Genomic DNA, 23,942 nt, shown 5'->3' on the forward strand with positions numbered 1-23,942 from the left:
ATGGCAAACCGAAGTCGCAGGCGATAACGGCAAGTGATCCTGCGGCCGGAGAGCATTGCGGCAAAATCCGGCGAGAAGCAGCAGGCAAATCGCGCCGCCGACGTATTCGGCACTGCGGACTCCGCCCGAATCTTTCCGGGCCGTGCGAGTCCTCGCTGAGGCGTTGCCGGAACGCGCCCGCGGTGTCCGGCGGGCACCCAGTAGCCCAGCTCTCGGCCCAATCGGTCGGGCACATCGGACAGCACAGCCCGAGTATGTCGTCCTTGCCGTCGAAGTACTGGGCATGGGTGGGTAGATACGTAGATGCGTACCCATGTGGTCAGTTTTACCGATGTGTGCCGACTACTCGCGCTCCAAGCTGGAGTGTGCCGGTGTTCAGGCTCACCAGGAGGTACTGATGATCAGCACAGACCTGACCACAACCCAGGCGTGGAAGGGGCGCCTATACCAGGATTTCGCTCGCCTGCAGCAGCTCGTGTCCCAGCTGGCCGCGGCGGCTTCCGACCACGAGCTGTCTGCCGCCGAACTCCATGCCACGCTGGATCGCATCGACACCATCCGCGCCGAATGGGAACACGCACCCGCCGCGGCGCGCCAGGTGTGGACGCAATTGGAGGGAACGCACCGACGGCTGCACGAAGACGCCCGATAACAGGATCCGCCATTGTTTCGAATCTTCCTCTCGCCGGAAACATCGAGGTCAGGAAGCCCGTACGCGGTGAGTTGCCGTGACATAACCAGCGACATCGAGAAAAATGCCGCCCATGACGGTGGCGGCGAGCGGCGGATTGACAAATCGGCAGGCCGATCGGACATACAATGCGATACCGCGCGAGGGATTTCGGCCCGACATCGAGGGATTACGAGCAGTCGCCGTGCTGGCCGTCGTGTTCTTCCATGCGAACACACCCGGCATCCGAGGCGGATTTGTTGGCGTGGACGTCTTTTTCGTCATTTCCGGCTTCCTCGTCACCGGAATCCTCTTCCGCGATGCAGCTGCCACCGGCACTGTCGGGCTGGTCCGGTTCTACGGCGCGCGGGCCCGGCGTCTGCTGCCCGCGGCGGGGGTCGTGCTGGTCGCCACCGCGATCGGCGCGGCCGTACTGCTGCCGCCGCTGCAGGCTCGCCAGGTCCTCGGCGATGGGATCGCCAGCGCCTTGTATACCGGGAACTATCGGCTCGCGCTGCGCGGCATCGACTACCTAGCCGGCGACACGCTTCCGTCGCCATTTCAGCACTTCTGGTCACTCGGTGTGGAGGAGCAGTTCTATCTGTTGTGGCCCGCACTGATCGCCGCCACGGCCTGGTTCGCGCGGCGGCGGCGATCCGGATCGGCCGCTGCGTTCCCGTATCTGATCGTTCTCGCGGTTGTCGCCGCCTTGTCCTTCGCGATCTCGCTGATCTTGACCCGCACGCTGCCACCCTGGGCGTTCTTCTCGCTACCGACGCGGGCCTGGGAACTGGGCATCGGCGGCATGATCGCGCTGTCGACCGGCGCGTGGTCGCGGTTGCCGAAATCGGTCGCCGCCCTTGCCGGATGGATCGGCCTGGTCCTGATCGTCGTGGCGTGTACCCAGTTGAACGGGAAGACACCGTATCCGGGCACCGCGGCTCTGCAGCCCGTTCTCGGTACCGCTCTGGTGATCATATCCGGTTGCGTCACAACACGATTCGGGGTCGGTCGCGGACTGGCGCTGCGTGAACTGCGGGCGATCGGCCGCGTGTCGTACTCCTGGTATCTGTGGCACTGGCCGGTACTGCTGCTGGCGCCGCGCGTGCTCGGTCACCAGCTCGGATGGGGTGGCTCGATGGGCGCGGTCATGATGGCGGGCGGACTCGCCATGCTCACGTTGTGGCTGGTGGAGAATCCGGTCCGCTTCGCCGCCCCGCTGCGAAGGTCGGCCGCACGCAGCCTCGCCTGTGGCGGCGCGATCACCGCGGTCGCCGGTTGTATCGCGCTGATGCTGCTCATGCTCATTCCCGTCCCGGTCGGCCGTGGGGCGGCGGCCCCGGCCCTCACGCTCGCCACGCCCGCCGCACCGGCCACTCCCGGCGCCGACCCGCACGACACGGCGGTCCAGCAGCTGACCGCGCAGACACAGGCCGCAGTCGCCGCGTCTGCCGAAATCTCCGATGTCCCTTCGAATCTCACGCCCTCGCTCGCCGATGCGCCCGGCGACAAGGCAGGCGTGTTCGTCGACGGCTGCGTGCGCTCGTGGCGTGAAGTAGGCCAGCCCGAATGCGCCTCCGGCGATCCGGACTCGGCCACGACAGTGGCCCTGGTCGGCGATTCACATGCGGCGATGTGGCATCCGGCGTTCGAGTCGATCGCCGCGCAGCGGCATTGGCGGCTGGAAATCATGGCCAAGGTCACCTGCCCGTTGCTCGGCCTGCCCATCACCAGCCCATATCTGGGCCGGGAGTACACCGAATGCGAGCAGTGGCGCGGTCAGGTCCTGACCCGGCTGCGGGCCGAACGCCCTCGGCTGATCGTGCTGAGCATGTCCCGCCGCTACGGCGCCGACTTCGGCTTCGTCGCGTACGACCAGGCCTGGGTCGACAGCCTGAACCGCCTGGTCGGCCAGCTGCGAGCGACCGGAGCGGCGGTCCTGGTTCTCGGGTCGATCCCCGATCCGCACACCACCGTCCCGGCCTGCCTGTCCGAACATATCGACAATGCGGTGGCCTGCACGCCGGCGCGGCCGGTCGCCGTCGACGACGCGGGCATCGCGGCCGAGCAGGCCGCAGCCACCGCCGGTGGCGGCCAGTACGCCGATCTGACCTCGCTGTTCTGCACCGCCGCCCGCTGCCCCCTCATCATCGGTGACAACCTGGTGTACCGCGACGACAATCACCTCACCGTCAGTTACGCCAGAACACTCGGACCGGTCATCGCCGCACTCGCTGACCGCGCGCTCGCCAACGGCTGAGCCGGACGGGTCAGCTCTCACCGCGGCGGCCCCAACATCTCGTCCTCCAGATCATCGGTCACGCGGTCCCAGTCCTGCCACTCCCTGCGATGGAAAACGAAGTACTGGCCGAGCAGGACGATGCCGTACCCGATCCCGATCCACGCGAGCAGCATGAGCTTGGGGAGGGCGATCGCGGCTACGCCGAGAGCGACCAGCACGCCCGCGTTGATCGGTATATGCATCGCCCTGACATGCAGGTCGGAACGCAGCATCCAGCGTTGGACAAGGGCGATGAAACCAAGGAAACTCAGCGCCGCACCGAGTTGCCGCACATCGTGCGAGAACACTGCCCAAACTCCGAATCCGACGACACCGAGCCCACCGGTCAGATAGCAGGCGAACAGCAGCAGCCGGTACGGCGCCCTACTCTCGGTGATCTCGGCTATCCGCCGCTTGTACGCCTCCAGCAGCTGATCCCGCTCGGCCCGCCGCCGCTCCCGCGCAACGCCGAATTCGTGCAACACCTTGCGCGCTTCGGAAATCGCCTGCGCCAGCTCCTCATCCCGCTGCTTGTCGTCCATCACCTGTCCCGGGCCCCCTCTCAACGCCAAACACTGTGCGCCGCTTCGCTGTATTGTCACATTCGAATGTGTCTCGGCGCCATCGGAATCGGTGACTACGACATCGCCTCCACTACCTGCTGCACGGTTGCAGCGCACTGTAATGGCGCGTTCCGGGTGCCCGGGCCAGGCCATGATCAATGACCGGCCGGATGGCCGCAAACGTCCCTGACTGCCGATGGCCTGCGATCGACCGGTTGGTTATTGACGCGATGTGCCGGATAACCATCTGCGAACGCGGCCGGATGCAGAATTTTTACGCCGTCGTGTTCGGCGGATCGGGTTGGACCAGCCGGGCAACGGTTCTCGCGCGGCAAGCCAGGTCTGCGGCACGCCGACGATCGGACCGGGGCGGCTGCCGGTGCCGGTGTAGGCCGCGACGATCCCGCCGACGATGGCGCTCGTGGTGTCGATATCTCCGTCCGCCGCAATACATGTGGCGATCGCGGCGGGGTAGTCGCCGAGATGATTTGCCGCGACCCACATGGTGAACGGCACCGTGTTCTGCGCGGTGACCAGAGATCCATTGCCGAGTTCGTCCGCGGCCTCCTTCACGGAGGCTCCGAGCAGGCTGCGAGCACGGCGAATCAGTCGGCTCGTGTCACCGTCGTCTAGGCGGTCGAGGACGGCGGTGAGGAATTCCCCTGGCGTGGGCCGACTCCCGAGCAGACGGGCATGAGCGGCCTGACCGGCCGCGAGTGCCACCGCGACCGCGCCGACGACGCCTTCGGGATGCAGATGCGTTACCTGCGCCGACCGGACCGCTTCGGCGGCTATCCTTTCCGGATCGCCAGCGTAAAACGCACCCAGCGGGGCGACCCGCATGGCCGCACCGTTGCCACAGGAACCCTGGTGATCGAACGCGGCTCCGGCTGCCTCCCGCCAGTGCACGCCGTCCCGAATTCGACGCAATGTGTCGACCGCTAGGAAGCCGTAGTCGCGGCGCGGATCGAACCGTCGCGCGAAGGCGGCGGCAATCCGATCCTGGTCGATCCCACCGTGGCTGGAGAGTTCGGCGACTACGGTGCAGGCCATTTCGGTGTCGTCGGTCCACCCCCACTGTCGGGCCGGGAGATTGCCTGCCCGAAGATCGGAAATCGACCGGCCCATGATGGGGAATTCCGCGCCCAACGCATCCCCCACGGACAGCCCATCGAGTGAATCGAGCATCAAGTCGATATGCATCGCGTCCGATGGTAGCCATGGCGCCAATGATTGCGGCGGTTGGGCTGGACCTCCGCTGGACAGCGTCGACGGTGGCGAATGTCGCGTGACCGCCTTGCGGGTAGCGTCCGGTCAGGCACTACTGGCAAGCGATCGCAGGCTGGACGGTGAGCAGGGATGGACTTCCTGGGTGCCGCTGAGGTTCCGATTGGTGGAAGCCCTACGGACAGGGCCACGGTTGCGGTGTAGGCCGACGAGTTGGCTGCGGCGGTACGGGGCACGGGTCGATCGGCCGGGCCTGCACCGTCGATGGGGGCCTTGGACGATCAGCTCGCGGATGTTGGTGAGATGGATCGAATCGGCTGCTTGAAGTCGGAGCGATCCGGCCGCATCGGAAGCGGCCTGGCTCGTCAGCGTGTCGCCGACAAGACACGCCGACGAATCCTGCACGACAGCTACATTCTGGCAAACATAATTGCGGTCTCTCTACGTTTCGGGATTCGGCGGTCGCGTGTACGGGTTGGGTCGGGCGGACTCCAGGTTTCGATGCCGCGGCTGCGGGACGATCAGCCGCTGGTTTTTGCACGGCAGCGTCTTCTCGTTCGATCCGGGGGAAGATGAGGTGCTGTTGGGCGTATGGTCGGAGCCCGACGGTAACGCGGTGCCGAATGCGTCACCTCGCCACGTCTACGAACTCGTGGCGTACGGCATCGGTGGTGGTGAGGAGCTCGAGATGGAACTGGCTCTGATGTCGCGAGGCGTCATGTGGAGGGTCGGAGTCGATTTCGACCCTCTTCCGGAACTACCAGCGGTGCCCGGCGATTCACGCTGCGAGCTCCCTTCCTGGTGTAGCCATCCAACCAAGCCGACATGGTGGCCTAACTTGGCGTAGTGGTGAATGCCTGTGCGCGACCATATTTCGACACTGGCTGATCTGTCGAAAGAGCTGCCAGTCCACTCCTATCGCTGTAGGGTCGTACCGCCGCCGTTTGGCGGTCTGCCGGCACAAAGATGGATGATCATGGGAATAGCTTGGAAGCGAGCGACAGCAGCCACCATGCTGTCCGCCTTCGCGGTAGGGGTACAGAGCGGCACGGCATGGGCAGACTCTTCCCGAACTCCCGCTGCTGACCCCGCCGCACCGGTGATCGCGAATGCTGTAAGCGCGGTCCAAGACATTCTCGACCAGATCCAGTGCGTGATCGACCCAACCGCGCTACAGCTCGCGAGCATTGGGAGCGCTACGCCATACACGCAGCGGCCGCCGCTGTGGAAGTGCGATCCCGGCTCCCAACCTCCCACAGGTTCGTCGGGGTAGGAATAGAGAAGGCCTCGTGCTGAACCTCTTGCGGCCCAGCTCGAAAACCCTTTCCGCCAGGAAGAAGAGCAGTGTAAAGCGCCATCATGCCGCCGTGTCGAGAGGACTGCCGAAAGAGCACCGCGATAATCGGTCGGAGCCAATCCGGGCGGCGAAGGTCAGCCGTGCTGCAACCATTTGGGCGGCAACGATCAATCGCGCCGCGACAATCCGTGCGGCGAAGATCAACCGTACTGCTGCAATGACGGCGGTCATCATCAGCGCGGTGGTGGCAGTAATAGGCTCAGCGCTGACTGCATATGTCGCTTTGAGTGTGGCGACCAGGCAAATCGAGAGTGCAGATGCCCGTTCGAAATCCGAATTTCTGACCAAGCAGCGGATGGACGCGTACAGCGCGTTCATCGGCAGTGTCGATGCTGTGTTGTACAAGGCGCCGGTGGTGGCCGCCTTGTCCGCTGCCGGGCCGACGGATCTCCAGTCAATCTCGAGAACTCCGGCGTGGGCGGAGCTTGACGCAGCTTTCCAGAAATTGGGGGAAACCAGCGTGAAGGTGAACTTGACCGGATCCGAGGCAGTCAGTGCGATAGCGGACCAGATTGCGCAAGCAACTAATGCGGTGTACTTCGCCGTCACCTCTGGTCAAGCACTCGATCGAGGGCTTGTGAACAGGATCCTCGAGTTGAAGCTGGATTTCAGCCGCGTTGCCCGCACGGATCTCACTGGGCAGCGATAGTCTTGCTTGTTCGCTGCTACAGGCCGAACCCGTGTCCTGTAGTGCGAGAAGAGTGGCCCGAGCGACGGAATACCTCGGTATGGGTCATGCGTGGCTGCACTGCCAAGGATCATGCTCCCGCGCTGATCCTGCGACAGGCGAGGTTTTAGAGCCTTGGCGTGCGGACAATGACACTGGCGGTGCTGGGCGCATTTACGCGATGCGACGATGTTCTCTGCGGAGGCCGCCCTCGCGCTGGCCGAGATGCCCGCCTGGGTGGTGTGGTTGCTGGTTGCGGTCACGGCGGCGCCCACCGTCATCGGCATCATCCACCGCATTCAATGGCACTGCTACACGCGCATGATCTTGACCAGCGCCGCAGACGTGTCGTGCACGTTGTCACCGAATCACGACGTGTCGGTGGCGGTTACATCCATACCGTCGAGGCCAATCATCCGCCCGGCCAGGCCGAGCCTCTGCCTTGTACTCCAGAGGAGCTCTGATCATGGCCCGACGCCCAGTGTCCGGCATCGACGCTGTCTTGAACAAGCGCACCGGCCCACTGCGCGACAGGGCGATGAAAAGCATTGAGCAGCAATACTTCCCGCGCCATGACCGAAGAGGAAGCATGGACAGCGGGCCGGGACGTATGGAAGGCGAACAAGGAACGGCTAGCCCGAGAGAAGTTCGCCCTGATCATCGGTGATGGCCGGGTTTGCGCCGTGGGCGAGATCCACGGGGTGTCCGTGCATGAGGATCGGGTGGCCGTCGACGGTGAGGAGCTGGCCGAGGGGCATCCGGTTCGTGACGCCTGGATCGGCAAGCCGGATCCGGTGGTCAACGCCTCGCAGAATCCGGTCGGCTGCTGCGACCTGCCGGAGAAGGCCGAGTTCCGGGAACGGCCCTGCGGCTGCGGGTGCGGGGAGATCAGTACTCGCGATTTCCTGCCCGATCACGACGTGCGCGCCTTCCAGGACCGGGTACGGCGCATGTTCGCCGGATCGGCACTGGAGTTCATCCGCTGGGTCGACCGCATGGCCGGAGAACACGGCCTACCCGTACTTGACATCCGGTCGCGGCCCGCCGAGACCACCGCGACTGGCACGGCGCTGTCCGACGAGCAACCGCCGCGCGATCCGGGAAGCTCCTACGCCGGGCCCTGCGATTCCGAAAAGCCGTTGCCCGGCAACGAATCCTGCGCGGAGGACGGCACGCACGGCTAGGGTTGCCGCGGTGCGGGTGTCAGTCCTGTTGCGGGGGAATGCCGGTGGTGTAGGTCACCGGCCAGCACGTCACTCCTGGTGATTGCGGTCGGCCGGTGCCGTGTTCGATGCTGGCCGGGCCATTCGCCGGTGCGGGCCAGGGCCGCGGTGACGTTGAGCGGATCACCGCGTGGAGGACGGCGGGGTCCATCGCCTGGGGCAGGAAGACATCCATATGGCCGGTGCGGGTGTCGGGCACGTTCACGTCGTTTCAGGTGGGGTCGCTGCGCTGGTCGAGGGCGTGTTGCAGTTCGGTGTTGAGGCGCTGCGCCTCGGCGAGCTGATCTTCGAGGATAACGATGCGACAGGCCGCGTCCAGGGCGTTGCCCGCGTCGACGAGTTCGCGCACACGGGCGGCGATGCGCAGCTGGTAGCGCGAGTAGCGGCGGTGCCCGCCCGGTGACCGTTGCGGGGTCAGCAGTTGCGCGGCGTCGAGACCGCGCAGGAACGCTGGGGTGACACCGAGGATTTCCGCGGCATAATCCCCCTGCGACGGGGAGCGAAAAGTGGCGGTGGGCTGGTACCTGACTTGCGAACTGGCAAGCGGGTCGGCCAGTTCCGAGGCGCGGAGTCTCGCGGAGGAGGGTTGGTCAGGTGGAGCGGCGGTAGTAGGTGATGGTGACGGTGACCGGGCCGTCGTCGGAGGCGGTGGTGAGCGTGTGGATGAGGGCGATGTCGAGGCCGCCGTGGGAGCGGACGCAGAAGCTGCGCTCGGCGCCCACGGTGGTGAAGGGCAGGGTGGTGGTGGGCTGGGTGTCGATGCCTTCGAGACAGTCGCGGAGGGTGAGGGTGCCGGCGGGTGCGATGTAGGCGTCGCTGTCCTCGGGGATGTAGAACTCCTCGGCCTCGCGGCCCAGGTACCAGCTGGAGGTGTTCTGGGTCACTTTCCCGGCTTTGAGGTCGAATTCGTAGTCGCTGTCGGGGGAGGTGAGTTCGAGGTTGGTGTAGGCGGCGGTGTATTCGGGGACCGCAGCCGGTGGCGGGGACGTGGAGGGGGCGGGCGGGTTGGCACCGGCGGACGGGTTGCCAGCGGAGGGACGGAGGCTGGCGGTGGCGGAGGTTTTCTGGTCGTCGGGGTCGTCGAAGTAGTAGGAATCGAGCAGGACGAAGGTCGTGGCGAGAAGGGCGAGGGTTGTCAGCAGCGCGGTGCGGGCGCGTCGGCGTGGGGCGGGCGCGGTTGTGTGTCCGGTGAGTGCCGGGGGTGGCGGGGTGGGTTGCGGGGCGGGCAGGAGGTGTGCGGAAGGCGGGACAGGTCGGGCTCGTCGTGGATCGCCCGGTAGAGGGAGGCGGGTTCGGGTCCGTCGCCGAAGGGATGTGTGGCCGAGCCGGTGTAGGCGATGAGAGCGCCCAGGGCGAAGACGTCGGTGGCCGGGGTGGCGGGCAGGCCGCTGACCTGTTCGGGGGCGATGAAGCCTGGTGATCCGACCAGCAGGCCGGTGCCGGTGAGGGGGCTGGCGTCGGCGGCGCGGGCGATGCCGAAGTCGATGACGCGGGGGCCGTCGGCGGCGATGAGGACGTTGCCGGGCTTGAGGTCGCGGTGCACGACGCCCGCGGTGTGGATCGCGTGCAGGGCTTCGGCGATGCCGGCGCACAGCAGCAGGACGGTGCGTTCGGGCAGTGGGCCGTAGCGGTGGACGACCTGATGTAGGGAGGGGCCGGGCACGAAGGTGGTGGCCAGCCAGGGGGTGGTGGCGCAGGTGCCGGCGTCGATCACCTGGGCGGTGTAGAGGCCGTGGATACGCCGGGCGCTGGCGACTTCCTGGGCGAAGCGGTGCCGGAACTCGTGATCCTCGGCGAGCTCGGGCCGGACCACCTTGAGCGCGACCGGACGCCCGCCGGGGGTGTAGGCCAGGTAGACCCTGCCCATGCCGCCCGCGCCCAGCCGCGCGCACAGGCGGTAGCCGCCGATCTCGCGGGGATCGTCCGCGGACAGCGCCTGGAAGGCCGCGGGCGCCACGGCGCTGAAGGGCTGTGCGGTCATGCTGGTTGGCTCCCAGTGGGTCGATGAGGACGGGGCGCGGTGGCCGGTGGCCGCGCTCTTCACGCGGATCCCGGCCCCTGGTCAGCCGGTGATTTCCTTGGCTGCGCGCAGCCCGGAGTTGTAGGCGCCGTGCACGGTGCCGAAGGATGTGCGGTCGGTGGCTTCCCCGGCGAAGTGGACACGATCGGCGATGCCGGCGGCGAGGTCCTCGCGCATCTCCGGGGTGGAGCCGAGCTTGTTGAACGAGTACGAGCCGTGGGCGTAAGGGTCGGCCGACCAGCGGGTGATCTGGTGGTCGACGGGTGCGGGGATGCCGGGACCGTAGATGGTGCGCAGGGTCGCCATGGCGCTGGCGACGAGGTCGGTGTCGGTCCAGCTTTCGCTGGCGCGACCGAAATCGGCGGCGTTGAACCCCAACAAAATCGGCTGGTCGGCGGCGCGGGAGTAATTGATCCACTGCCCCCACTGCCCGGCCTTGTCCAGGCTCGGCACGTAGTTCAGCCAGTCGGTGTCGGCCCAGAACTCGGTGGGGAACCGCAAGTAGCACTTGTCGAGCACACCCATACCGAGCTTGCCGATGGCTGTGGTCTTGTCGGCGGGCAGGCCGGGACCGAATTCGACTGCGCCGCTCTGCAACACCCCCAGCGGCAGCGTGACCACAACGTGGTCACCGTCGAAGGTGCCGGTGCCGGTGCCGGTTCCGGTGGCGGTGCCGGTGCCGGTGGCGACGGTGACACCGCTGTCGTTCCAGTCGATACCAGTGACAACCGCGCCGGTGTGGATGGTCAGACCGGTGGCGAGGTAGTCGGTGATCGCGCCGTAGCCACCCGGGAACAGCACGTCCTTGCCTTTGATCGTGGCATCGTCGTCGAAGTACAGGCTCGACAGGTCATCGACGCTGCCGGAGTATTCGTGCTCGTAGTCGTTGAGCACCGAGGCGACCAGCGCCTTGTCACGGCCGGACAGCGCCGGCCAGTTCACCGCCCGCTCCGCCACGGCTCGCAGCGACGCATCCCGAGCCTCGTCGTCGTCGGCCTCGTCCTGGGCGTCGGTGAGTGCTTCGGCGATCCGGGTGCGCCAGTGCTCGATCGCCGCGGTGGTGGCCTTGTCGACCTCTTCGCCGTCGGTGCCGTACTCGGTGCCGCTGTCGAGGCTGGTCGACACCGTGCGCGCACCGGCCTTGCGGGCCAGATCGGTGATGGGGTTGGCATCGACGCCGTGGATCCAGGACGCGCCGAGATCGACCGGGACATCCGACCATCGGCGGCTGGTCCAAATCCGGCCGCCGATCCGGTCGCGCGCCTCGAGCACCACCACGTCCTGACCCCGATCGGCCAAGGCGCGGGCCGCGGCCAGACCGGCGATCCCGGCCCCGACGACGATCACCCGACGCCGCCCGCCCGCCGCGGTGGTGCCGGAATCGTCGTCGGCGCAGGCCGACAGTGTCAGCGCAGCCAGCGCTGACAGGCCGGTCGTCTGCAGGAACCGGCGACGGTGCATCGTCATGGCCACCGAACCAATCTGTCACCGACTTCGCGCCGAGGGGCCGGTCGTGCGACGTCGTAGTATGAAACACTGATACGTCAAAGTAAGTACTGAGACATCCATGTGTCAAATGAGCCTATGGAGTTCGTGTAACGATGCGTACCGTTGCCGCGCAGGTGCTGGATTCGGCGATCCCGGTCCTGGCCAAGGACCGCGGGGCGTCGATGCAGGTCATCGCCACCCGCGCGGGTATCAGCCGCGCCACGCTGACCCGCATGTTCCCCACCCGCCAACTACTCGTGCAGGCCATGGCCGCCAAGATCCTCGACGACTGCGACCAGGCCCTGACCCGCGCCGAAGCCCACACCGGCTTCACCGACCAAGTCCTGGCCACGCTCGTCGCCGAGTACCGGCCTTTCGCGCAACTGTGGAACCTGGTCTACGTCGAACCCGACGTGCTGGGCGCACCGGAGGCGGCCGAGCGCGCCGAAGCGATTTTCGCCCGCACCGTCGCGCTGCTGGCCACTGGGCGGGACGCGGGGGTATTGCGCAGCGACATGCCCGCCACCTGGCTGGCCTCCACCTTCTGCGGGCTGGCCGAGACCGCGTGGGAACTCACCCTCGAAGGGCACATGGGCACCCGCCAAGCCCCCGACTTCCTCACCACCGTCCTACTCCACGGCCTCGGCACCACCACGACGGTGTCACGGGCGCGGTGACCGAACACCGTCCGGCCCCTACCTGTGAGCGACCCCGCACACCCGAAAACCACCCACCACACACCGCCTCGGATTCGGCCGCCGCCCGCGAGGTCGATGACGCGCTGGTCGCGCACGGCCTGGTGTAGGTTCAGTCGTCCTCGTCGGGGGCGTCGGGATTCCGCAGTGGCCGGTGGCTGCCGGCGAGGTCGGGCAGGTGAAAACTGTAGTGGCCTACCAGGCGGTGTGTTTGCGGGCGAACACCGACAGCCGTGTGGCGTCCTCGTCGCGCCCCGGGTAGTCCTGGGCGCGCAGCTCGTCGAGGGCGCGGTCCAGATACACCGAATTCCACAGCACCACACAGTTCAGGATCAGGCCGAGCGCGGAGAGTTGGTCTTCCATGCCGTCGAGGTAGGCGCGCGTGATCTCGCCCTTGCGGCCGTGAAAATTGGTGCGGCCCAGGTCATGACGGCCCTCTTGGAGGTTGGCTTGGGCCTTGGCCTCGCGCCGGTAGGGTTCGTCGTCGGCCAGGCGCAGGATGTGCAGTGTTTTGAAGATCCGCAGGATCGACAACTCGGCCAGGGAGGGCACTGTCCACGGCGGTGGGCGTTCGTGGTTCACTCGCCAACGCGATCTTCGACTACATCGAAACCTTCTACAACCCCAGAAGACGACACTCCAAGATCGGAATGATCAGCCCCGTGCGCCGGCGAGGACCTGGGCGAGTTTCCACCCGAGGTTGTAGGCGTCACCGATGCCGGTGTTGAGTCCTTGCGCGCTGGCGGGTGTGTGCACGTGGGCGGCGTCGCCGGCCAAGAATACCGGTCCCCGTCGGTAGCTTTCGGCGAGACGAATGTTGGGACGAAACTGCGACTGCCACTGAATGTTTCCCAGAGTGATGCGCTTGTCGTGGGTGTGTGAGCGGATCCTGTCGCTGATCTCGTCATGGGATTGCGGCGGTTGTTCGCCGGGGACGAGCCGGATCATCCACTGGAGCAGATCGGAGTGGGGTAGCGGACAGGCGCCGATGAACCGTCCTCGCAGCCCGGGCCACACGTGCCAGTACTTGCGCGACAAGCCGGTCACTGTGGCGTCGATGATGAGCATCCGGTCGGCTTCGTCGGTCGAGCCGCTGAACTCGATATCGAGGTGCTTGCGGACGCGGCTGCTGCCCCCGTCGGCGCCGACCAGGAACCGGCCGTGACGGTCTCGACCCCGTCTGGCGTAGCCAGCTGGGCGGTGACCAGACCGGATTCGACGGCGAAATCGGTCAATTCCGTACCGAGTTCGACGCGCCCACCCAGCGTTTCCAGTCGCGCGTGCAGCGCTCGCGCGGTGCTGTACTGCGGTATCAGCCATGTGTCCGGGTACGGGACCGCGGCGGTGCGCTCGCCCTTGGCCATCATGCGCCACGGTATTGCCACGGCGCCGAGACGGATTCCCATCGGAGGATACGGACTGCCCTGCTCGAGGATGGCGGGTAGGACGCCGAGGTCGTCGAGGATTTCCAGGGTCCGAGGGCGGTGCGCTTGTAGTGCACCTTCATGCCGTCCCACGACGAATCGCGAGTCAGGCTGGAGGTCGCGGTCGAGTTGGCCGCCCATAGTGGTTACAACGTTGCCGATATTCTTGTGGGCGTCAAGGGCGGGCGAGCAGGTTTGCTTGACACCGCGGTGAAATATCGGTCACACTGTATCCGTATTGTTCGCATGATCGCTCGACCTTCGAGCGTGAGGGATGGATTGCCCTTCGCCGGTCGCCGATCTGTGTCGGCCCGTGGCGCGAGCCCCTTGTCGAGCCACGACGGGGGCGTGCCGGCGTCTGCGCCGACCGCATGCCCTTTCGGCCTGTCCGCTGATTTGCCCTCGCGGGTGACGGGAGAAACGAATGAGCCGCACACTGTTGCGCGGTGCGCAGGTGATCACCATGGCGCCGGGTCGTCCCGACGTCGAGGAGGTCGACATCCTCGTCGACGGCGACCGGATCACCGAGATCGGTGATCGGCTCGACCCCCGGGGTGCTGACGTCGTCGAGTTCGCGGGCCGAATCATCATTCCTGGGCTTGTCAACGCTCACCTGCACTCGTGGCAGACGGCGATGCGTTTCGCGGGCGCGGACTGGTCTCTGCCGGAATATCTTGTCCACGCTCACGGAGTTGCTGCGCGACACTTTCGCCCGCAGGACATCCATATCGGGACGTTCGCCGGGGCCCTCAACCAGATCGACGGTGGTGTGACTACCATCGGCGATTGGTCCCACAATTGCGTGACACCGGACCACGCGGACGCGGCGATCGACGCGTTGAAGCAGGCGGGCATCCGGGCGGTGTTGCTGCATGGCACTCCGCACGGTCTGCGCGAGCGGGTGCACGACACCCGGGAGATCGACCGCCTGCTCGGCGGAGCGATCGCCACGAGCGAGTTGCTCTCACTGGGGATGGCCGTGGCGGGTCCGCAATTATCGAAACCCGAAGTGGCGCTCGCGGATCTGCGTGCAGCTGCCGAACGTGGACTGTTGGCGTCGATGCATCAGAGCGTCGGACCGCCCGGTCCGGGCTGGCAGGCCGTCAGCGCCGCCGGCTTGTGGGGGCCCTTGACCAACATCGTGCATGGCACGGGTTTGCCCACTGCTTGGGTGAAACGGTTGGTCGAGGCCGGGGTCAGCTTCACAACGACGCCGGAAAACGAACTGGGCCAGGGTCATTGCGCGCGAGTGACCGATCAGCTGCTGAGCCTGGGCGCGGCACCGTCACTGGGTACCGACACCGAAATCGTCGCGCCGGGGGAAATGCTGGTCGCCGCGCGGCTGGTGTTGGCACGCCAGCGCGGCCTCGCGCATGAGCAGGCGCACGCAAAAACCGGCCTGGGCGCGCCGGTGGTCTCACTCGGTGTGAAACAGGCACTGGCGTGGGCGACCGTGGAGGGTGCGCGCGCGCTGGGCATGGCCGACCGGATCGGTCGCATCGAGGTGGGCATGCAGGCCGATCTCGTTGTGATCGACGCGCGTGCGCTCAACCTGTGGCCGCTCCACGATCCGATTGCCGCGGCGCTGCATGCCCACGTCGGCAACATCGAAGCGGTCATGATCGCAGGACGCTGGCGCAAACGCCACCACCAGCTCGTGGACTGTCCTGTGGACGAAATCATGGAGGCATTGCAACGGTCGGGTGAACGTTTCGTCGCCCAAATCAACGCGACTGGCCGTGTCGCGCGCATTCGACGGCGCGTGGTGGGGCACGTGGTGCGTCGGCAGTTACGGCAGCAAGCGCGTGGATCGGCGCACGATGCGCTGACATCGCATGAAACTCCGTCACAGGACCGTTGAGGGTGCCTCTCGACATGGGCATCGAATCCGCGCGGCCGGTGTTCAACAGCGGGGAACGGCGCTGCGCCGGTTGGCAGTGCCAGCGTGCCCTGGCCGCGTCGTACCGGCGAGTTCAATTTCCCACAGTGGTTCATGCATCCACTTACTGGAGCCCGATGCCGGAATTGAGACAACGATGAACGACGCCCTGCGCGGGCCTGCCGTGACCACACCCGGTTCCTCGCACCGGGAGGGGTTCAGCCTCTCCATGCCCGAACGCATCGGCTAGGGCAGCGGATCCCTGGCCACCGCAACCTATGCGGTCGTTCCCGGGCTCGTCCTTTTGTACTACCTCACCACCATCCTTGGCGTTACCGCGGCAGTGGCGGGAATCGTCGTCTTCCTCCCGAAACTGCTAGACCTCGTCTGCCACCCGATCGTCGGCCGGTTGTCCGACTCGACAGTGTCGCGACCCCGCCGACCGTGGATGATCGCCGGAACCATCATGCTCCCAGTGGGATTCGTGTCGATCTTCTGCTCACCGTTCAGCGGGAATGCCGCCGCCTGGTGGGTTGCAGTTGCGCTCACCCTCACCGGCCTCGGAGCCTCCACGTTCACCATCCCATACAGCGTTCTACCCGCAGAACTCGGTGCCAACGCTGCCGAACGGACATCCTTGACCGCATGGCGCATGGGGTTCCTGGGTCTGGCCATCTTGGCAGCGGGGGCCGTGGCTCCCTTGCTGGCGGCCGGCGAAGGCGGCGGCACCAAGGGATACCGGGTAATGGCAGTGGCCATGGGATGCGTGATCCGACTCGATGTTGGCAACCCGAATGCGCAGTCGCGAAGCGATACCGGTCGGCACGCGCTGTGGACTATCGAGCACTCTTTCGATCGATGTCCGAACGCGGAAGGGCTGAGGTCGCGACGCGTCTATTTCGTCAGTCCGAGCAGTGCGGCGGTGAGTCCGTAGTCGGGACCGAAATCCTGCATGTTTCCGGTACGGCAGCCGTCGGCTTTCATCTGGATTCGCTCGCAGAACAAGCTGACTATTTCACCGTTGAGGGCGGTGAAGAGCATCATTTTTACACGGGCATGTCCGTGCTGTCGGTCGATCACGTTGTCGATGTTCTGAAAAACCATGGGTGCTAGGTCGACAACCTCGGTGAGGCCGTGGGCATTGGCGCGGAGCTGGTCGGTCACCTTCGTCAGTCCGGACAGGGTGTCCGCCAGTTGGTGCTGGTACTGCCCGAATGTGCCTGAGGTGTTGGCAAGGAAGGCGCTGAGCTGGTCCAGCGTAGCCTGTAGACCGGGTGCCTGCTCGGCGAGCAACCCGTTCATTTGCGTTACTTTGTCACTGAAATCCCGCACCGCGCGGTCGTTTTCCGCGAGTATCGAGGTGAGTTCGTTCAGTCTGATGATGATATTCGAGACCGCGTCCTTGTTGTCGGTACCGACCTTCAGCGCGCTCGACAGCGCCTGGAGAGTGTCGCGGATCTTCGCGCCGTTGCCCTCGAGAAGCGGGTGCAGCACTCGGCCCGACAGCGGGCCGGACCCTTCCATCTCGCCTTGCGGCTTCAGCGCGGCGGTGAACTGATCAATGGTTTGGATGAGCGTGTCGAGCTCGACAGGAGTCCTGGTCCGCGACTTCGGCAGGTGGGCACCGTCGGCGAGCGTCTCGCCATAGGTGTAGACGGGGGTGAGCTCGATGTGGCGGTCGGTGACGATGGACGGCGAGATCAACACAGCCATCGCGTCTTTTGGGATCTTTACATCAGACTTGATCGACAGATACACCTCGATGAGGGTGCTCTTCGCTACGATTCTCTCGACCCTGCCGACCTCGAGCCCGAGCACCGTAACGGGATTGCCTACATAGACGCCGGCGATATTGTCGAAGTCGGCGGTGATGCGCGTTGGTTCATTACCCACGTGCGGCAGCAGCGAGCAGCCGCTCACCGTGAGCGCGGCGACGCCGATGGCGAAAGCCTTGACCGCGGTGCCCTTTGTCCGGGCAGCGAATGTCAGCATGGATATCCCCTGTGGTCTCGCATGATGCGCGACCTCTCTGTCAGACGAATAAGTGGTTTACGATCGTGGGCTGGGCGGGGTTTGGTTGCGACTCCCGGAAACTGGTCGTCGATACCTATCGCCATGCCGGCCACCCACGGAAATTCATCGCGTCTCAGCGGGCTGCACGACGCTCGGACGGCGCGGCAATCAGACGCGCGGCAATCGCCGCGCAAACGACGCGCGTAAGACAACGATTTCCATCGGAGACCTTTCTTGCATTGTCGCCACCAGTAGGCAGCCGGAAGCCCGGCTGCGCCTACAAACCGTCGGTCGGCGCGGCATATGGCGAAGACGCCGGCCTTTCTCGGCGCCGTCGGTGCCACTGTACATAATTCCGGCAACGATGTGTCCGAAACTATCGAATTGGCTGGCAATGCTCGCATCCCCGATAGACGCGCCGGTCGCGGCGCAGCTCAGAACCCCCGCTCGATCCAGTGAGGCAGTTGCGGTGCTTCGATGCCTATGGTGGTGCCGTCGCCGTGACCGGTGTACACCTGGGTGTCTTCTGGTAGGGCCAACAGTCGCTGCTGTATCGAACCGATGATGGTGGGGAAATCGGAGAAGGAGCTGCCGGTCGCGCCTGGCCCTCCGGAGAAAAGAGTGTCTCCGGAGAACAGGGCTTTGGCCTCGGGCAGGTGCAGGCAGATGGAGCCGGGGGAGTGTCCGGGAGTGTGGATTACCTCGACGGTTGTCCCAGCGATCGCGATACGTAGCGAGTCGGTGGCAGCCCAATAGCGCTGTCCGGGGTGACTCATGTCCCAGAGGGTTTGGTCTGCGGGATGCAAAAGCACTGGTGCATAGAGTTTTTCGCCGAGCTGGGGCGCGAAGGTGATGTGATCGTTGTGGCCGTGGGTGCAGATCACCGCGACGACGTTGCGATTGCCGACTGTTTGAATGATCGCTTCGGCATCGTGGGCGGCGTCGACGACGATGACCTCTTCGTCGTTACCGATCACCCACACATTATTCTCGACCTCCCACACACCGCCGTCGAGTTCGAAGGTGCCGCTGGTCACCACGCGGTCGATACGGAGCCCCCCGCTCACAGGATGACCACCGAACGGAGCACATCACCGGTGCGCATCCTCTGGAAGGCCGCCTCGAGCTGGTCGATCTTGATGCGCTCGGTGACGAACTTTTCCAGCGGTAGCCTGCCTTGCTGGTAGAGATCTACCAGTGCCGGAAAGTCTCGTTCGGGTAGGCAGTCGCCGTACCAGGACGACTTCAACGCGCCACCGTGGGAGAACAAGTCCAGCAGTGGCATATCGAGCCGCATGTCGGGGCTCGGCACACCGACGAGTACCACGGCGCCGGCCAAGTCGCGGGCATAGAATGCCTGCTTCCACGTCTCGGGGCGACCGACCGCATCGATGACGACATCGGTGCCGAAACCGTCGGTGAGTTCCTGCACGGCGGCGACTACGTCGACGTGGGAAGCATCAATGGTATGTGTGGCACCAAGGTCTCTGGCCCAGGCGAGCTTTCGTCGATCGCGGTCCACGGCGATGATCTTCGATGCACCGACCAGGCGTGACCCCATGATCGCGGCGTCGCCTACGCCTCCGCAGCCGATGACTGTGACGGAATCGCCACGGCCTACGTTGCCGGTGTTCACCGCGGCACCCAATCCCGCCATCACGCCGCAACCGAGCAGTCCGACGACGGCAGGGTCGGCGGTGGGGTCGACTTTCGTACATTGCCCGGCGTGTACCAGCGTCTTCTGCGCGAACGCCCCGATCCCGAGCGCTGGGGTGAGCTTCGTGCCATCCTCGAGCGTCATGGGCTGGCCGGCGTTGAACGTGCTGAAGCAGTACTGGGGACGCCCGCGTTTGCAGGCGCGGCATCGACCGCAGACCGCGCGCCAGTTCAAGATGACGAAGTCGCCGGGTTGCACCGAATCCACACCCGCCCCGACGGTTTCGACGGTGCCGGCGGCTTCGTGCCCGAGCAGGAACGGGAACTCATCGTTGATCCCGCCCTCCCGGTAGCTCAGATCTGTATGGCACACCCCGCACGCGGCGATCGCGACGACGACCTCACCGGCGCCTGGGTCGGGAATGATGATGTCGGTGAGCTCGACGGGAGCTCCTTTCGCACGAGCGATTACGCCGCGCACGTTCTGAGGCATTTGGTTTCCTTTTCTTCACGGAGCCGGCAAGCATGCGCCGGTCGACGAGCGACCGGGATTCATCCGGCACTCATCGGGTGGCGCCGGACAGTGTCATCAGATACGCGAGGACGAGCAGAGCTGTGATGACGGCGGGAAGACGTGGCCGAGGTCCTGCAGCCCAAGTTCGGGACATCCACGAGGCCGGTCGAATCCGCCAGCTCATGTGCCATTCCTCGATGCGCTGCCGCAGGGCTATATAGAGCCAGTCATCTTCCTCAATGCGGCGACGGATTTCCGGATCCCGTAAGCGACGACCGTCGGTCGCATGTCAGCCCGTTTCCAGGTGAGCAGAGCGGCTCCGTCCGCGATGCTGCCCTCTACACTGGTCGGTTCGCCGACGAGTGGCAGCGGCCCAACAATTTTGATAGATACCCCCAGTATTTCGGTCCAGAAGTAGTCGTCGGTGGCGGACGTTGACGATGCGAGCCCGAGGGCCGACGCGGCGGCGACCTTGCCTTGTGCCACAGCGTTGGACCAGAACGGGGCCCGTCGGCCGTCGCGGATCGAGTAGGCGACATCGCCGGCTGCGTAGACCCCCGCAGTCGTTGTCGCACACAAATGATCGATACCGATACCGCGTTCGTCGGCTACGCCGGAACCATCGAGCCACGAGGTATTCGGTACTTCCCCGGCGCAGGTGACCACGAGGTCGGCGGTCGATACCGATCCATCGCCGAGAATGACACCGCAGACCGGATCGTCTGCGAGTGTGACCAACCGGGAAGTGTGCACTATCCGGACGCCGTGTTCTTCGGCCCGTGCGCGTACGGCGTCGGAGAGGAAAGGCCCGAGGATTCGCCGCAACGGAGGGTCGACGTCGATCACGGTGACCGCGACGCCGCGAGCGACGCACGCGCTGGCGACCTCCATTCCCAGGAACCCGGCGCCGACCACGATCGCCGAGGTGGCGGTCGCGAGCCTGGCTCGCAACGTCCGCGCGTCCTCGAGTGTCCGAAGGACCAGTTCACCGGTCTGACCACCGGTGGCCAGCCGCCGTGCGTCGGCGCCGGTTGCGGCGATGAGCGCGTCATATGTGAGGGTGCGGCCGGTTGCGGTGGTGACGGTGCGGGCATCGAAATCGGTGCTGACGGCGGCTTCGCGGAGGAGATCTATCTCTAGGCCGTCGAGCCGATACGGCAGAGAGCCCTCGGCGGCCGGGTCGTGCAGGACCGCCTTGGACAATGGTGGTCGCGAATAGCCGCCGAGTTCGTCGGCGCCGATAATGGTCAGGCGACCGGTGTGTCCCAGGGTGCGTAATTCGCGGGCCGCGGTGATCCCGGCGATGGACTCGCCGACGACGACGATCGAGCGGGGGGAGGTCATGACTGCTCTCGCAGGATCGCTACCGGGCAGGAACTGATGGCTGCGCGCGCGGCGGTGACGTGCTCTTCGGGGACGTCACCGCCCTCGAATCGGTAAGTCAATTCGCCTGCGTCATCGAGCTCGAACACTGCGGGGGCCTGCTCGGCGCACATGCCATGGCCTTCGCAGCGAAGGTAGTCGACGGAGATCTTCATTGCGATTCGTCCTTCAGGCGGGAATGAGTTGCAGGGGAAGGGTTTCGAAGCGGTGGATGATGTTGTTCATCACCCATTGCGGTCGTCCGGTGATCTCGATGCGTTCCACGCGCTGGAGCAGTGCGGCGAGGATGGCCTGGGTTTCCAGCCGGGCCAGGCCCTGGCCTGCGCAGCCGTGGGTGCCGTGTCCGAATCCCAGTTGGCGGGATGCGTCGCGGCGGATATCGAAAGTGTCGGGCGAATCCCACTCGAGTGGATCCCGGTTCGCCGAGGAATACATCACCACCACGCGTGCGCCCACCGGAATGGTGACCCCCGCCAGGGCGAAGTCACGAATTGTCTTGCGCGAAAACGCCCGCAGCGGTGACTCGTAGCGCACCACCTCATTCACCGCATTGGCGATCATCGTGGGGTCGGACCGCAGTAGCTGCCACTGGTGCGGATGGGCGGCGAACAGGTACAGGGCGCTGGAGATCGCGCTGATCGTGGTGTCCAGTGAGGGTGCGAGAAAGTCGATCATCATGGCCGGGCACTCGTTGTGCGCGATCTTGCCTTCATCGGCGGCCTGGAGGATCTCCGCACCCGCGCTGCCGGGCAGCAGCTGCCGGTCGCGAGCGAGGCGGCGGGTAAACCGCATCATCTCGATGCTGGCCGGAGCGGTTCGGATCGATTGGTTGTTGATCGGCCCGAGTGAGTCGAAAGTAGCTCCAGCCCAACGCAATAAGTGCTCACGGCCGTGCTGTGGCCATCCGATCAAATCGGGTACGACCGACATCGGCAGTGTGGTAGCCAATTCGACGCCGTCGATCCGGCCCCGTGCTATAGCAGCTTCGACGGCCGCGACCGCTTGCCGCTCGACCGTCTCACGCATCGAGCGCAGCGCCTTGGGGGTCAACCGTCGGCCTAATAGCGCACGCCGCCGGCTGTGGTCTTCGCCGTCACTGTTGAGGGTGGTACCACGCGAAAGCCGGTTGGCGAGAGGATTCAGTCCGACGCCCTCGCCGGAGATGAAAGTGTCGTCAGCGAGTAGGACAGCCTTGCACTCGGCATAGCGCGGTAACGCGTATGCCCGCTGCCTTGCCAACCACACGACCGGACCCAACTCGCGCATCCGGGCGTAGTGCGGATACGGGTCCATGATCGCCTGCCGCGAGTACAGGTCCGGCTGGTAAACGGGGACACCAGCAGTCTTGCGCATCGAAACTCCTCAACACCAACGTTCGTCCGTCGTTGGCTCTTCACCGGATCGTTGCGGCCGAATCCCGCCTCGAACTGGATTCAGGCGACTGGATCGTCGGGCCTATCTGTGGCCTGCATCTCAGGCTAGCCATTTGATTGACTACATGTCAATGACATGAAATCAACTTGTGTTTCCCGCGGTGGCGGCCGAGTATCGGAGGAGGCGATCGGCAGGCAACAGGAGGGACACCGATGACCGCGACAACCGGGAAGGGGCGCACAACCATGCGTGCTGCGCAGGCCGCCGAGACCCGCCAGCGCCTCATCGACGCCGCAGTCGAGGCGTTCTCCGAACACAGCTACGACGAGGTGGCTGTGGCCGACATCGCAAAAGCCGCCGGGGTGGCCCATGGACTGCTGTTCCATTACTTCGGCAACAAGCGTGGCATCTATCTGGCGGCCTTACGGGATGCCTCCGACCGGATCGTGCAAGCTCAGGGGCTCGATCCCGAGCTTCCTATCGTCCAGCAGATCCGCGCGGGGTTTCGCGCGCACCTCAGTTATCTCGCCGCACACCGGGGGCTCGCGCTGCGGTTGGTTCTCGGCGGACGAAGCGCTGATCCCGAGGCGTTCGAGGCTTTCGAAGCGGGTCGATGGCGGACGATCGAGGGGTGGACCACCCTGTTGGGACTCGATCCCCAAATTCCCGCCTTGCGCATGATGATGCGGTCTGCCGCTGGTGCGATCGATGAGGCGACCCTCTACTGGTTACAGAACGGAGAACCCTTCGACATCGAATCCATGATCGATGCCCTGATCCCGATGGTGGTCGCCGGGCTGCGTGCTGCCGCTCAACTCGACCCCGCCCTCGATGTGGACACCGCTACGCAAGCAATGCTGGATAGTCGCAGGCGGTGAAGTTGCACCAGTGAGGTGCACTCGCCGACGCTCCGGCGATCGCGTCCGGCTCGGCCAGCAGTCCTGTGGTTGTCGTGGCCGATGTGTCCACACGCGAAGCGCCGGTGGGTGTGGACACCCACCAGCCCGCGGCGGTGCGTAGAACGGAAATACTCATGAGGAGGCCACTTTCAGAAGGCCGCGCAGGCGGCGGAGGTCGAATTCGTTGTCATCGCGCGAGGCCTCGAAAACCGCGCGTGCTTCCCGCAGCCCGCCGATTTCTTCCGGCAAGCCGACCACCTCGACCGCCATATCCTCGGCCAGCCGCAGCAGATCCACCGAGCCTGCCGCGTGGAAGGCTGGTCCGAGGAATCTGGACCGCGGCCGTTGCCGGATGATCACGCACGGTGCACCCGCATCCGTACCACGCAGGTGCAGCTCGGTCGATGTCCGCAGCACGGTGGTGAAACCGAAAACGGACGCGAATACTTCGGCCCCGGCGAGGTCGGCTTCTCGAACCCGAGCCACGCCAGATCCACCACCCTGATGATGGGATTTCGCGCCCGGCCGGGGTGTTCGCCCGCGTGGGCGCCTTCCTCGCTGTGCAGACCGGTATGCGCATCACGCTGGTCAGGCATCCACCACTCCTCT

At 65.5% G+C, this 23,942-nt stretch carries 22 protein-coding genes and 3 pseudogenes; 8 read left to right on the forward strand and 17 right to left on the reverse strand.

All coding sequences use genetic code 11. The features are described 5' to 3' along the window. The first annotated feature begins 397 nt into the window (after positions 1-397). Positions 398-652 (forward strand): hypothetical protein, encoded by a 255-nt coding sequence (locus tag ON34_RS32205; protein WP_157172558.1) that lies wholly within the window; start codon positions 398-400, stop codon positions 650-652. A gap of 48 nt (positions 653-700) precedes the next feature. Here ON34_RS32205 and ON34_RS37935 read toward each other — a convergent pair whose 3' ends face one another. After that, positions 701-955, reverse strand: coding sequence for a hypothetical protein (locus tag ON34_RS37935; RefSeq protein ID WP_245548319.1), 255 nt, complete (start codon positions 953-955; stop codon positions 701-703). Here ON34_RS37935 and ON34_RS32210 point away from each other — a divergent pair. Then, positions 852-2,930: an acyltransferase family protein gene (locus ON34_RS32210; protein ID WP_245548314.1), complete on the forward strand. Its 2,079-nt coding sequence runs from the start codon at positions 852-854 to the stop codon at positions 2,928-2,930. The genes ON34_RS37935 and ON34_RS32210 overlap by 104 nt on opposite strands. Positions 2,931-2,947: 17 nt before the next feature. Here ON34_RS32210 and ON34_RS32215 read toward each other — a convergent pair whose 3' ends face one another. Both ON34_RS32215 and ON34_RS32220 read right to left on the reverse strand, forming a co-directional pair. Next, positions 2,948-3,493 carry a hypothetical protein gene (locus ON34_RS32215; RefSeq protein ID WP_040787011.1) on the reverse strand — a complete coding sequence of 182 codons (546 nt, stop codon included), beginning with the start codon at positions 3,491-3,493 and terminating at the stop codon, positions 2,948-2,950. A 240-nt stretch (positions 3,494-3,733) separates the two neighbouring features. Then, positions 3,734-4,717, reverse strand: coding sequence for an ADP-ribosylglycohydrolase family protein (locus ON34_RS32220; RefSeq protein WP_245548300.1), 984 nt, complete (start codon positions 4,715-4,717; stop codon positions 3,734-3,736). A 1,313-nt stretch (positions 4,718-6,030) separates the two neighbouring features. On the opposite strand from ON34_RS32220, the gene ON34_RS32225 reads away from it, so the two are divergent. Next, a complete protein-coding gene (locus ON34_RS32225; protein ID WP_157172559.1) occupies positions 6,031-6,747 on the forward strand; it encodes a hypothetical protein in 717 nt (238 codons plus the stop codon). Positions 6,748-7,337: 590 nt separating this feature from the next. Beyond that, entirely contained in the window at positions 7,338-7,949 is a 612-nt protein-coding gene (locus tag ON34_RS32235) for a hypothetical protein (RefSeq protein ID WP_051023441.1), read from the forward strand. Between the two features lie 250 nt (positions 7,950-8,199). Here the strand turns inward: ON34_RS32235 and ON34_RS32245 are convergent, their stop codons facing one another. From ON34_RS32245 to ON34_RS32260, 4 genes are all read right to left on the reverse strand, one after another. Then, positions 8,200-8,457, reverse strand: a complete 258-nt coding sequence (locus ON34_RS32245) for a MerR family transcriptional regulator (protein WP_040787018.1) — start codon at positions 8,455-8,457, stop codon at positions 8,200-8,202. 121 nt (positions 8,458-8,578) lie between these two features. Continuing rightward, positions 8,579-8,872, reverse strand: coding sequence for a hypothetical protein (locus tag ON34_RS32250; protein ID WP_040787020.1), 294 nt, complete (start codon positions 8,870-8,872; stop codon positions 8,579-8,581). Between the two features lie 251 nt (positions 8,873-9,123). After that, positions 9,124-9,969, reverse strand: a complete 846-nt coding sequence (locus tag ON34_RS32255) for a serine/threonine-protein kinase (RefSeq protein WP_051023442.1) — start codon at positions 9,967-9,969, stop codon at positions 9,124-9,126. A gap of 81 nt (positions 9,970-10,050) precedes the next feature. Further along, complete coding sequence (locus tag ON34_RS32260; RefSeq protein WP_051023443.1) at positions 10,051-11,475, reverse strand: flavin monoamine oxidase family protein; 1,425 nt, start codon at positions 11,473-11,475, stop codon at positions 10,051-10,053. Positions 11,476-11,609: 134 nt separating this feature from the next. Between ON34_RS32260 and ON34_RS34055 the strand changes: the two genes are divergently transcribed. Further along, complete coding sequence (locus ON34_RS34055) at positions 11,610-12,173, forward strand: TetR/AcrR family transcriptional regulator (RefSeq protein ID WP_157172560.1); 564 nt, start codon at positions 11,610-11,612, stop codon at positions 12,171-12,173. 213 nt (positions 12,174-12,386) lie between these two features. Here the strand turns inward: ON34_RS34055 and ON34_RS32270 are convergent, their stop codons facing one another. Both ON34_RS32270 and ON34_RS38720 read right to left on the reverse strand, forming a co-directional pair. After that, positions 12,387-12,773 (reverse strand): Tn3 family transposase, encoded by a 387-nt coding sequence (locus ON34_RS32270; RefSeq protein ID WP_051023445.1) that lies wholly within the window; start codon positions 12,771-12,773, stop codon positions 12,387-12,389. A 72-nt stretch (positions 12,774-12,845) separates the two neighbouring features. Further along, a pseudogene (locus ON34_RS38720) lies at positions 12,846-13,756 on the reverse strand (FAD-dependent monooxygenase). 283 nt (positions 13,757-14,039) lie between these two features. Here ON34_RS38720 and ON34_RS32280 point away from each other — a divergent pair. Continuing rightward, positions 14,040-15,476, forward strand: a complete 1,437-nt coding sequence (locus tag ON34_RS32280) for an amidohydrolase family protein (RefSeq protein WP_051023448.1) — start codon at positions 14,040-14,042, stop codon at positions 15,474-15,476. 280 nt (positions 15,477-15,756) lie between these two features. Then, complete coding sequence (locus ON34_RS35380) at positions 15,757-16,428, forward strand: MFS transporter (RefSeq protein ID WP_083889958.1); 672 nt, start codon at positions 15,757-15,759, stop codon at positions 16,426-16,428. Here the strand turns inward: ON34_RS35380 and ON34_RS32290 are convergent. From ON34_RS32290 to ON34_RS32315, 6 genes are all read right to left on the reverse strand, one after another. Continuing rightward, positions 16,389-17,486 (reverse strand): MlaD family protein, encoded by a 1,098-nt coding sequence (locus ON34_RS32290; RefSeq protein ID WP_040787023.1) that lies wholly within the window; start codon positions 17,484-17,486, stop codon positions 16,389-16,391. The genes ON34_RS35380 and ON34_RS32290 overlap by 40 nt on opposite strands. A 455-nt stretch (positions 17,487-17,941) precedes the next feature. Next, positions 17,942-18,574 carry an MBL fold metallo-hydrolase gene (locus tag ON34_RS32295; RefSeq protein WP_040787025.1) on the reverse strand — a complete coding sequence of 211 codons (633 nt, stop codon included), beginning with the start codon at positions 18,572-18,574 and terminating at the stop codon, positions 17,942-17,944. After that, a complete protein-coding gene (locus tag ON34_RS32300; protein WP_040787026.1) occupies positions 18,571-19,656 on the reverse strand; it encodes an S-(hydroxymethyl)mycothiol dehydrogenase in 1,086 nt (361 codons plus the stop codon). The genes ON34_RS32295 and ON34_RS32300 overlap by 4 nt, the downstream gene beginning before the upstream one ends. A 234-nt stretch (positions 19,657-19,890) precedes the next feature. Then, complete coding sequence (locus ON34_RS32305; RefSeq protein WP_040787028.1) at positions 19,891-21,021, reverse strand: NAD(P)/FAD-dependent oxidoreductase; 1,131 nt, start codon at positions 21,019-21,021, stop codon at positions 19,891-19,893. Then, a complete protein-coding gene (locus ON34_RS32310; protein WP_040787029.1) occupies positions 21,018-21,215 on the reverse strand; it encodes a ferredoxin in 198 nt (65 codons plus the stop codon). Before ON34_RS32310 ends, ON34_RS32305 begins: the two co-directional genes overlap by 4 nt. A 13-nt stretch (positions 21,216-21,228) precedes the next feature. Beyond that, a complete protein-coding gene (locus ON34_RS32315; protein WP_040787032.1) occupies positions 21,229-22,413 on the reverse strand; it encodes a cytochrome P450 in 1,185 nt (394 codons plus the stop codon). A gap of 233 nt (positions 22,414-22,646) precedes the next feature. Here ON34_RS32315 and ON34_RS34070 point away from each other — a divergent pair, with 233 nt between their 5' ends. Then, the gene (locus ON34_RS34070) at positions 22,647-23,312 is read left to right on the forward strand and encodes a TetR/AcrR family transcriptional regulator (RefSeq protein ID WP_083889959.1); all 666 of its coding nucleotides are present in this window, start codon (positions 22,647-22,649) and stop codon (positions 23,310-23,312) included. 25 nt (positions 23,313-23,337) lie between these two features. On the opposite strand, the pseudogene ON34_RS37945 reads toward ON34_RS34070, so the two are convergent. Continuing rightward, positions 23,338-23,469 (reverse strand): annotated as a pseudogene (locus ON34_RS37945) (fumarylacetoacetate hydrolase family protein); the annotation flags it as partial. A gap of 89 nt (positions 23,470-23,558) precedes the next feature. Continuing rightward, a pseudogene (locus ON34_RS32325) lies at positions 23,559-23,929 on the reverse strand (VOC family protein); the annotation flags it as partial. Between the last annotated feature and the right edge of the window lie 13 nt (positions 23,930-23,942).

It is taken from the genome of Nocardia pneumoniae NBRC 100136 (assembly GCF_000308755.1).
Classification (GTDB): Bacteria; Actinomycetota; Actinomycetes; order Mycobacteriales; family Mycobacteriaceae; genus Nocardia; species Nocardia pneumoniae.

Excerpts from the sequence above, each read along its gene's own strand:
- ON34_RS32235 (WP_051023441.1), top strand. The coding sequence starts at position 7,338 with ATGACCGAAGAGGAAGCATGGACAGCGGGCCGGGACGTATGGAAGGCG.
- ON34_RS32305 (WP_040787028.1), bottom strand. The coding sequence starts at position 21,021 with ATGACCTCCCCCCGCTCGATCGTCGTCGTCGGCGAGTCCATCGCCGGG.
- ON34_RS32290 (WP_040787023.1), bottom strand. The coding sequence starts at position 17,486 with ATGCTGACATTCGCTGCCCGGACAAAGGGCACCGCGGTCAAGGCTTTC.
- ON34_RS32255 (WP_051023442.1), bottom strand. The coding sequence starts at position 9,969 with ATGACCGCACAGCCCTTCAGCGCCGTGGCGCCCGCGGCCTTCCAGGCG.
- ON34_RS32220 (WP_245548300.1), bottom strand. The coding sequence starts at position 4,717 with ATGCATATCGACTTGATGCTCGATTCACTCGATGGGCTGTCCGTGGGG.
- ON34_RS32205 (WP_157172558.1), top strand. The coding sequence starts at position 398 with ATGATCAGCACAGACCTGACCACAACCCAGGCGTGGAAGGGGCGCCTA.
- ON34_RS32215 (WP_040787011.1), bottom strand. The coding sequence starts at position 3,493 with ATGGACGACAAGCAGCGGGATGAGGAGCTGGCGCAGGCGATTTCCGAA.
- ON34_RS32260 (WP_051023443.1), bottom strand. The coding sequence starts at position 11,475 with ATGACGATGCACCGTCGCCGGTTCCTGCAGACGACCGGCCTGTCAGCG.
- ON34_RS32315 (WP_040787032.1), bottom strand. The coding sequence starts at position 22,413 with ATGCGCAAGACTGCTGGTGTCCCCGTTTACCAGCCGGACCTGTACTCG.
- ON34_RS32310 (WP_040787029.1), bottom strand. The coding sequence starts at position 21,215 with ATGAAGATCTCCGTCGACTACCTTCGCTGCGAAGGCCATGGCATGTGC.
- ON34_RS34070 (WP_083889959.1), top strand. The coding sequence starts at position 22,647 with ATGACCGCGACAACCGGGAAGGGGCGCACAACCATGCGTGCTGCGCAG.
- ON34_RS37935 (WP_245548319.1), bottom strand. The coding sequence starts at position 955 with ATGACGAAAAAGACGTCCACGCCAACAAATCCGCCTCGGATGCCGGGT.
- ON34_RS34055 (WP_157172560.1), top strand. The coding sequence starts at position 11,610 with ATGCGTACCGTTGCCGCGCAGGTGCTGGATTCGGCGATCCCGGTCCTG.
- ON34_RS32300 (WP_040787026.1), bottom strand. The coding sequence starts at position 19,656 with ATGCCTCAGAACGTGCGCGGCGTAATCGCTCGTGCGAAAGGAGCTCCC.
- ON34_RS32280 (WP_051023448.1), top strand. The coding sequence starts at position 14,040 with ATGAGCCGCACACTGTTGCGCGGTGCGCAGGTGATCACCATGGCGCCG.